The sequence below is a fragment of the Streptococcus sp. SN3 genome, from assembly GCF_030439905.1.
In genome coordinates this window covers 36,635-45,511 of record NZ_JAQFJF010000011.1, presented here as the reverse complement: position 1 = coordinate 45,511, position 8,877 = coordinate 36,635, and the positions used below count along the sequence as shown (strand labels likewise).

The 8,877-nt window shown below is 44.7% G+C and carries 7 protein-coding genes, 1 tRNA gene and 1 other RNA gene; 1 reads left to right on the top strand and 8 read right to left on the bottom strand.

The window, feature by feature from the left end; genetic code table 11:
• The 7 genes from PCY71_RS14170 to dnaG all read right to left on the bottom strand — a co-directional run.
• On the bottom strand, positions 1-2,908 hold a 2,908-nt coding region (locus PCY71_RS14170), incomplete at its 3' end, for an accessory Sec-dependent serine-rich glycoprotein adhesin (protein ID WP_301412792.1).
• Between the two features lie 210 nt (positions 2,909-3,118).
• Positions 3,119-3,206, bottom strand: a tRNA-Ser gene (locus PCY71_RS14165).
• 38 nt (positions 3,207-3,244) lie between these two features.
• On the bottom strand, positions 3,245-4,084 hold the full coding sequence (locus tag PCY71_RS14160) for a DUF695 domain-containing protein (RefSeq protein ID WP_301412791.1): 840 nt from the start codon (positions 4,082-4,084) through the stop codon (positions 3,245-3,247).
• 166 nt (positions 4,085-4,250) lie between these two features.
• Positions 4,251-4,599: a transfer-messenger RNA gene (ssrA, locus tag PCY71_RS14155) on the bottom strand.
• An 81-nt stretch (positions 4,600-4,680) separates the two neighbouring features.
• Positions 4,681-5,019, bottom strand: a complete 339-nt coding sequence (locus tag PCY71_RS14150; protein ID WP_002895943.1) for a metal-sulfur cluster assembly factor — start codon at positions 5,017-5,019, stop codon at positions 4,681-4,683.
• Positions 5,020-5,145: 126 nt separating this feature from the next.
• Positions 5,146-6,258 carry an RNA polymerase sigma factor RpoD gene (gene rpoD, locus PCY71_RS14145; RefSeq protein WP_002897871.1) on the bottom strand — a complete coding sequence of 371 codons (1,113 nt, stop codon included), beginning with the start codon at positions 6,256-6,258 and terminating at the stop codon, positions 5,146-5,148.
• Positions 6,259-6,260: 2 nt separating this feature from the next.
• Positions 6,261-8,045, bottom strand: coding sequence for a DNA primase (gene dnaG / locus PCY71_RS14140; protein ID WP_301412790.1), 1,785 nt, complete (start codon positions 8,043-8,045; stop codon positions 6,261-6,263).
• A gap of 154 nt (positions 8,046-8,199) precedes the next feature.
• Between dnaG and mscL the strand changes: the two genes are divergently transcribed.
• Complete coding sequence (mscL, locus tag PCY71_RS14135) at positions 8,200-8,583, top strand: large conductance mechanosensitive channel protein MscL (protein WP_002913711.1); 384 nt, start codon at positions 8,200-8,202, stop codon at positions 8,581-8,583.
• Positions 8,584-8,696: 113 nt separating this feature from the next.
• Here the strand turns inward: mscL and rpsU are convergent, their stop codons facing one another.
• Positions 8,697-8,873 carry a 30S ribosomal protein S21 gene (gene rpsU, locus PCY71_RS14130; RefSeq protein ID WP_000048054.1) on the bottom strand — a complete coding sequence of 59 codons (177 nt, stop codon included), beginning with the start codon at positions 8,871-8,873 and terminating at the stop codon, positions 8,697-8,699.
• Between the last annotated feature and the right edge of the window lie 4 nt (positions 8,874-8,877).

Sequence of the window (8,877 nt, the reverse complement as noted above, 5' to 3'; positions counted from 1 at the left end):
TCATAGACGCGCTAGTAGACGCGGACGTACTTGCACTTACTGACGCACTCGTGGAAGCCGATGTACTTGCGCTTACTGATGCGCTGGTTGACGCAGATGTGCTTGCTGAAACTGAGGCACTCGTCGATGCGGACGTACTTGCACTTACTGATGCACTCGTTGATGCTGACGTACTTGCGCTTACTGACGCACTCGTTGATGCCGATGTGCTGGCACTCATAGACGCGCTAGTAGACGCGGACGTACTTGCACTTACTGACGCACTCGTGGAAGCCGATGTACTTGCGCTTACTGATGCGCTGGTTGACGCAGATGTGCTTGCTGAAACTGAGGCACTCGTCGACGCAGATGTGCTTGCACTCACTGACGCGCTAGTTGATGCGGACGTACTTGCGCTTACTGACGCACTCGTGGAAGCAGACGTGCTTGCACTTACTGATGCACTTGTTGACGCGGACGTGCTGGCTGAAACTGATGCGCTCGTGGAAGCTGACGTACTTGCACTTACTGAAGCACTGGTCGATGCGGAGGTACTTGCGCTCACTGACGCACTCGTTGACGCGGACGTACTTGCACTTACGGATGCGCTCGTTGACGCGGACGTGCTGGCTGATACTGAAGCACTGGTGGATGCAGATGTACTTGCGCTTGTAGACGCGCTAGTCGATGCTGACGTACTTGCGCTCACTGACGCACTCGTTGAAGCCGATGTGCTGGCACTTACGGACGCACTCGTCGATGCTGACGTGCTTGCGGAAACTGACGCACTAGTGGAAGCCGACGTACTTGCACTCACCGATGCACTCGTTGAGGCGGACGTACTTGCTGATACAGATTTCTGTGCTGAAGTTGATGCACTAATGGAAGCCGATTTACTAGCCGCCGTAGATTGGCTCGCAGATGTAGAGGCGCTTACTGATGCACTAGCTGATAAACTAGGACGTAAATCTTGAATAGTCCTATCAGCTGTAATTGTATCTCTTGAACGGCTAGCAGGAGTATCATCTGGATAAATAACCGACACAGAACCATCATTGTTAACAACATATTGGACATTGTTGGGCAGATTCCCTGTATTAGCCGCCCTAACTTTTTCTTCAATAGCTGTTTTTTCACTTGTTGATAGTTGCTGGGGGTTCAGAACTCCAGTTAAACTTCCAGGATTGTTTGGTGTATATTTATCTGTCTGGTTAGCAATAACAATTCTGAAATTTTTTGCTTCACTAGTTAAACCACTAGCATCTGTCGCTCTAACCTTGAAAGTGTAATAACCACCAGGTCCTGCTGGTTGACTTTTCGGTATCGTCCCTCTAATAGTTGTCACAAGAGGATTTTGTTCCGTAGCATTATTAGGATTGTTTATATTCGGTGTATCAAATGTAAAACCTAAGGCTAGCAAAGCGTTATAAGTTCTAGTAGCAGCAAGATCTCCTGCAAAATTTACATTGGTAATCTTACCACTATTATCATAAAAGTGGAGTTCAGCAGTACCTTCTTCTCCACGATAGAAGATATAGTCTCTACCCTCATCAACAAAGACTGGGGCTACCCTATCTGTATCAACTGTCTGTGCAGCAGCAATAGTGTCTGTTGAACCATCCGGATAGGTAATTGTTACGGTACCATTTTCTGAAACCGAATAAGTTGATGTGGCAGGAAGATTTGGATTAGCACTTTTGACTGCAGCAATGACCGCATCTTTGTCTGTTTGGGTCAGACTATTCGCATTCTGAACATAGGTTAAAGTTGGAGCTTGAGGAGTATATTTTTCTGTCTGAGGTCTTATAACTAATACAAAACGCTCACTTTGTTTGTCTACTAATCTAGTGATATTCCCTGCAGCATCTTCTGCTCGAACATATTTAGTATAGCGATCCCCAGGTCCAACACCATGATTAATTGGCACAATACCGTAGACACGAGTCCTTAAGGGATTGGTGGACGTTGCATTACCTGCAACACCTAGATTATCTGTAGAATGTTGTATCCAATTTGGGCTTATGTAAGTAGAGTCCTCTGCTCCTTCAATATTTCGAACAATGACTCGATTAACTTGACCACTATCATCAGTCGTTTCTACAAAAAACTCAAATTCTTCTCCCCTATAAGCTATCACCTCTTGAGGAAGCGTAATTGTAGGAGGGGTTGTATCTGTAGCCCGACGCGTTCTTCTCCGCCCTGTCTGACTAGAAGATTTTGTTGACTGCTGGCTGCTTTCGGATCTAGCACTCTCTGATGTAGAGGTAGTAGACGTTTGACTGGCTGAGACTGACTCTGATGCACTAGCGGACGCACTGGTGCTTGCACTAACCGAATCAGATGTACTTGAAGACACTGAAAGAGACTCAGATACACTTAAGGAATCTGAGACTGCTTGAGATGTGCTGGCACTGATAGAGGCAGAGCTAAACTGTGACATTGACTCTGATGCTGAGATGCTGGCTGAGATAGATGCACTGACAGAAGCACTGGCACTGGCTGAGGATGTATCTGATACAGACTCTGACTCAGTATGTGAGCTTGCCGTTGCAGTTGCTGCTTCAGCAGCACTGCTTTCTTCTCCTAAAACTGTTTCACCACGTGTCGCTAAAACGTCTGTCGTGTCAATGACCTTTTCCAGAGCCTGACCTTCTTCTGCATGGACAGTTGTGCTTGTCACAACAGCTCCGCCCAGCACGGCCCCCGTAGCGACAATGCCCCTCAAAAAGTCTATGCCGCTCTTCTTATCGGTAACTTGTTCTTCCGTTACCTTGAGCTCGATCGATGAAAGGCCTCCCCCCTTCATTGATCTAAAAAGGCCGAACTGTGATGTCGCAGCACGCAGCCAATGCTTACCCGATTTAATCAGCTTAAAACGAGTCACACGCTCTACTTCGTGGTACTTACCTTTTTGACGTTTAAAAAACATAATTCTCCCTTTAATTTATATCCTTTTTAAAAATCCATTAATCCCATTTTACCACACTATTATATAAAATGAACAATAATTTACTTATTTTTTTTGCTGAAATTGTTTTCAAGAATTTCCAAAAAATTCATTTTCAAAAAGAATCACCTTACTTTCATGCCTCTTTTACAAAGAGAAAAAACGCCAAACAGCGTTTCTTGCAACTTATGACGGAAGACATGGGATTCGAACCCACGCACGCTTTTACACGCCTACTGCGTTTCCAACACAGCCTCTTAAGCCTCTTGAGTAATCTTCCACAAAAGAGAAAGCCCAGCTTTCTCAAAACTTTAACCATTATACCACATTACAGCCCCAACCGCCATAGTTTCCGTTAAATTTTTTCACAAATTCAACCAAAGTCCAAACATTCTGGTTCAAATCAAAGATTTCCGTCGTATCCATACGAATCACATGCAGCTGATATGGTTTGTCAGCATCTTCTATCTTTTCAGCTGATACGAGGCTATAGCCCAGCTCTTCTACTTCCTTTAGGAAACCATCTCGGTCTTCCTCCGAAGCAAAATAGGCCCAATGGTCAATCTCGCGCTCCTGACTATGGTCATCACCGTCCTGCTCCAGCTGGTACCAGACCCTCTGGTTGAGAATGGTCTGATACTCGTATTCATTAGGATAGAGAAAGTCAAAGTACTGATTCCATTCCTCGTCTTCTAAGGTTGCCGAGTCATAGCGGCGGTCTGGAAAGTCGCGCATCACGTTTGCAATCGGCTCTAGATGGCTTTTCTTGTCTTGCAGATAGTAGTAAAACTCAATATTTCCATCTGTTGTAATCACACCAACATGAATGCCACCGACCTGCCCTAAAGCCTCAGAAAGCCGGTCCTCAATCACATTCAGCTCTTTAAACTCATCACTAGATGGAAAACCTGTCTCCCCATCGTACTGGAGGAGCGTTACCTTGAGCCTCATAGCATAAGCATAGAGAGGATAGGGTGCCTCATCAGCCAAAGCTAGATTCAGACGGATACTAGCCAACTTGTCATCTATATAGGTTGAGAAAGAGCCCCACTCACTCGGAAAAGAATCCTCAGCAGGCACATCAAGCACTGCTTCTTCAACCTTTTCTACTTTCTCTTCCTCTTGCTTCTTACCAAACAGATTCTTAAAAAAACTCATATCAAACTTCCCTTAATACTTATGAAATCAACCCAATAGAAATACAAATATTTCCTTTGTCATCACTAACATCATTGTATTACTTTTTCAGATAGAAATCAAGATTTCCTGAACATCGTAAAAGCAAAAAACGCTGATTTCTCAACGTTTTAGAAAGGCTTTAAAATAATGGAGCCGGTGGGAGTCGAACCCACGTCCAAACACCTGCTAACACATTTGTCTACAACCATAGGCTATGTATTGATTTAACTTCACTTTGACACATAGCTCAAGCCTAAGTCAAGCGAGTCTATCAATCTCTTGCAAAACCCCTAGACCAGATTTTACCGTAGCTTGCTTATAATAAGACCTGTCATCAGACACAAGCAATCCGAATCGGGTCACGCTGGCTGGTTTTTAGGCAGCTAAAGCGTAAGAATTGTTATTTTTTGCAGTTATATTTAACTGGCGTTTTACATCCGCTAGATGGGTTGCAAAATGTGCCGCATAATGCCTGTCGAATCCGTAACGACCCCAAGACAATAAGAACATTATAACAGAATCTACTAAAGAAAGCAAAAGCCTGCAAACAGCAGGCCAGCACTTACTATCAGTTCTTAGCGAATCCCCAAAGCGATCCGAGCATAGCGGCTCATCTTTTCCACCGTCCAAGCTGGGTACCAAACCAACTTAACATCCGTCTTGGTAACCTCTGGAACATCTGACATGGCGTCATAAATCTGGTCAGTCAGAAGATCCGCCAGAGGGCATCCCATGGTTGTCAGGGTCATATCGATTTCCGTTTCTCCATTGGTCTCATCAAAACGGATTTCATAGATTAGACCTAGATTGACAATATCAATCCCCAGCTCTGGGTCAATAACCTGCTCCAAGCTCTCTAAAATACGCGTTTTGATTTTTTCAACTTCTTCAGGGCTGTATTTTTTTTCTGACATGCAATATCCTCCTTATAGATATAGCAGAAATTTCAAGTTAGCTCGAGGGGGCTTTTGCTTTCAGTTAGGATTGCCGACTTGATACTTCCTGCTGAAAGATTTTTGTCCCTCGCTGCTTTTCAGTTCTTAATCTTCGATAAAGTCTCTAAGTGGTTTGCTGCGGCTTGGATGGCGGAGCTTACGCAGGGCCTTAGCTTCAATCTGGCGGATCCGCTCGCGAGTTACATTGAAGACCTTGCCGACATCTTCCAGTGTCCGCATTTTTCCATCGTCCAGACCAAAGCGCAGACGCAAGACGTTTTCCTCGCGGTCTGTCAGCGTATCCAAGACCTCATCCAGCTGTTCACGAAGGACGACACGAGTAGTATAGTCGACTGGATTTTCAATCACTTCATCTTCGATAAAGTCTCCCAGATGACTGTCATCTTCCTCACCGATAGGTGTCTCCAAGGAAACTGGCTCTTGAGCAATCTTGAGAATCTCACGAACCTTGTCAGGTGTCATATCCATCCGCTCAGCGATTTGCTCAGGCGTAGGATCTTGACCTAATTCCTGCAAGAGATTGCGTTGCTCGCGGACTAGCTTGTTAATGGTTTCCACCATGTGGACTGGAATCCGAATAGTCCGAGCTTGGTCAGCAATCGCACGGGTAATGGCCTGACGAATCCACCAAGTCGCATAAGTTGAAAACTTAAATCCTTTGGTGTAGTCAAACTTATCAACGGCTTTCATCAACCCCATGTTTCCTTCTTGAATCAAATCAAGGAACTGCATACCACGACCGACATAACGCTTAGCAATGGAAACAACCAGACGAAGATTGGCCTCAGCCAGACGCTGCTTGGCTTCCAAGTCTCCCTGTTCTACCAAGATAGCCAGCTCCTGCTCTTCTTCATTGCTGAGAAGGGGCACAACCCCGATTTCTTTCAGATACATGCGGACTGGGTCATTAACCTTGGCTGAATTGCTGCCTAGGAGCTCTTCATCCGTCAGCTCCGCTTCTTCCTCTTCGTTATTTAAGACACGCGCGCTGGGATTTCCTTCTTTATCCGTAATTGAGATGCCCGCATCCTGGATGCGCTGCAGCAAATCCTCAATCCCATCGGCATCCAAAGTGAAAGGAATGACCAGCTGGTCATTGATTTCATCATCTGTCGCAACCCCTGTCTGCTTGTGGTTGCGGATAAATTCTGCAATTTGAACGTCTAATGTTGTTACTTCTTTTTGTTTTGTAGCCATTCCTACTCCATTCTTCTTTTTTGCTCAATCAAGCGCTCTAGCTCGGACAGGGCTGTATCCGTATCTCCGCTGTGAGAGGCTTCTCGAATCTTCTTACTAATAAACTGATTATGCTTGCGCAAAATCTCCCGCTCTCTGGTTTCTTCCACTTCTTTCAACTCATCTTCCAAAACCTCATCCGGCAAGTCTTCTTCCAAGACGCGGTACCAAGCCTGCTGGACATGATCTGGTAGCTGGGACAAATCCTGCGGTGTCACTTCGCCATTTGCCAGTAAAATCTCATACAAGATCTGCAATTCTTCCGAGTCAAAGGCAAAGTCTTCTCTCAGCCGGTATTGGTTCAAAATCAAAGGATGATGTATCATGCGGTGGAAGATATGATTTTCCGCCCTCATGAGCCGACTCAGCCGGTTCGAAGGCGAAAACTGCATGACGGCTGGTTGAGACTGCTGAATCGGCGCCTCCTGACTGCGACTAGAGCGCTCAGCCAGCCGACTGTTATTTACCGTCTGCTCCACCTGCTGATAGTCAAAGTCCGGCAGCAACTCAGCCAGCATGTAAATATAGGAGTTCTGAGCTGTGATGGACTTGGTCTTCGCAATAATCGGCGCCATCTTCTCTACAAACTCAATCTGAGCCTGTAGATTTTCAATATTATCTGGTTTCAGATGATGCAGCAGAAACTCCACATTACTTATTCGCGTTTTGCTCAGCAAATGCTGCAAATCTTCTTCAGAATTTTTAGCTAGAAATTCATCCGGATCCAAATTATCTGGAATCCGAACAATTTCCACCGTCATATCTCTCAGCTCATCTAAAGCCTTAGCAGTCGCTGCCTGCCCAGCCCTATCTCCATCGTAAGACAGGATAATCTTCTTGCAATACTTGCTCAGGTGCTGGACATGCTCAGGTGTCAGAGCTGTTCCCATAGAAGCTACAGCATTTTCAATTCCGGCCCGATAAGCCGCAATCACATCCATAAAGCCTTCCATCAGATAGACCTCATGGCTCTTCTTGATAACCGGCTTGGCCTTATCCAGATGATAGAGCTCGTAGCTTTTATTGAAAATAGCAGTGCTGCGACTATTTTTATACTTGGCCTGATGACCATCTGAAGCCGCCTCTTGCCAAATCCGCCCGGAAAAGGCCACAACCTGCCCACTGTCATTGGTCAGGGGAAACATAATCCGGTTCTGAAAAGCATCATAGACCAGATTATTCTCCGCTAGATTGAAGAGGCCTGAGTTCATGATGGTATTCTCATCAAACTTGCCAGCCATACTCTTATGAAGATAATTGCCCTCATTAGGAGCCAGCCCGATTTGAAAATGCTTAAGAACATCATCTGTCAGCCCCCGCTGGTAGAGATAAGCCCGCGCTTCCTCTCCCATCTTGGTCGTCATCAGGACCGCATGGTAAAATTTCGCTGCCTCGGTATGGATATCGTAGAGAGCCTGGTGCGGATGGCTTTGTCTCGGTCGGTCATTGCCCGCTGTCTCTACAGCCAAGGGAATCCCTGCCCGCTCTGCTACAATCTGAACAGCATCCATAAAGGAAACGCCTCGATAATCCTCAATGAATTTGAAGACATCGCCCGACTTGCCGCAGCCAAAACAGTGATAAAACTGCTTGTCCTCTACAACGTTAAAAGAGGGAGTCTTTTCGCCATGAAAGGGACAGAGTCCCAGGAAATTCCGCCCAGCCTTAGTCAAGGCCACTGTTTCTCCTATGACATCGACGATATTGACGCTGTTTTTAATTTCAGAAATGATTTCTTTATCAATCAAGAGACAATACCTCCAATTTATCATAGAATATCATTCTATATTTTATACTAAAATGAAGCAAATGTAAAATATTTGACAAACAAATATCTTGTAGATGTCATATAAATAAGCTATAATATAATCTCATTAATAAATTCTTGAAAGGAAAGAAAGAATGTTAAAGGATCTTAAAGAATTCTTGCTGCGCGGGAACGTGATTGATTTGGCAGTCGGTGTGATCATCGCCAACGCTTTTGGAGCAATCGTCACTTCATTGATTACTGACGTAATCACTCCTCTCTTCCTCAAACCAATTTTGGATGCTGCACACTTGAATCAAATTGCTGATCTGAAATGGAACGGGATTGCCTATGGTAACTTCTTGAGCGCTGTAATTAACTTCTTGGTAATCGGTACTGTTCTCTTCTTCATCGTTAAGTCTGCTGAAAAAGCACAAAGCCTTGCTAAGAAGAAGGAAGAAGCTGAAGAAGCGCCAGCTGGACCAACTGAATTGGAAGTCCTGCAAGAAATCAAAGCTTTGTTGGCTGAGAAAAAATAAAGAGAATTCACTGATGAAAATCAGTGTTTTTTTCTTGCCTATTGCTCACAATCATCCCCTTCTCTCCAAAGAGTGAAAACAAAAAACAGACCGGAGTCTGCTTTTTTGTTCAATTAGAATTTTTTACGTTTACGAGCTGCTTCTGATTTGCGTTTGCGTTTTACAGAAGGTTTTTCATAGAATTCACGTTTGCGTGTTTCTTGAAGAGTACCAGCTTTAGTAACCGCACGTTTGAAACGACGAAGTGCATCATCAAGTGATTCATTCTTGCGTACTACTGTTTTTGACATTTTT

Bases quoted from the DNA above. Each gene is read 5' to 3' on its own strand.
- rpsU (WP_000048054.1), bottom strand. From the start codon at position 8,873: ATGTCAAAAACAGTAGTACGCAAGAATGAATCACTTGATGATGCACTT.
- rpoD (WP_002897871.1), bottom strand. From the start codon at position 6,258: ATGGCTACAAAACAAAAAGAAGTAACAACATTAGACGTTCAAATTGCA.
- PCY71_RS14160 (WP_301412791.1), bottom strand. From the start codon at position 4,084: ATGAGTTTTTTTAAGAATCTGTTTGGTAAGAAGCAAGAGGAAGAGAAA.
- PCY71_RS14150 (WP_002895943.1), bottom strand. From the start codon at position 5,019: ATGTCAGAAAAAAAATACAGCCCTGAAGAAGTTGAAAAAATCAAAACG.
- mscL (WP_002913711.1), top strand. From the start codon at position 8,200: ATGTTAAAGGATCTTAAAGAATTCTTGCTGCGCGGGAACGTGATTGAT.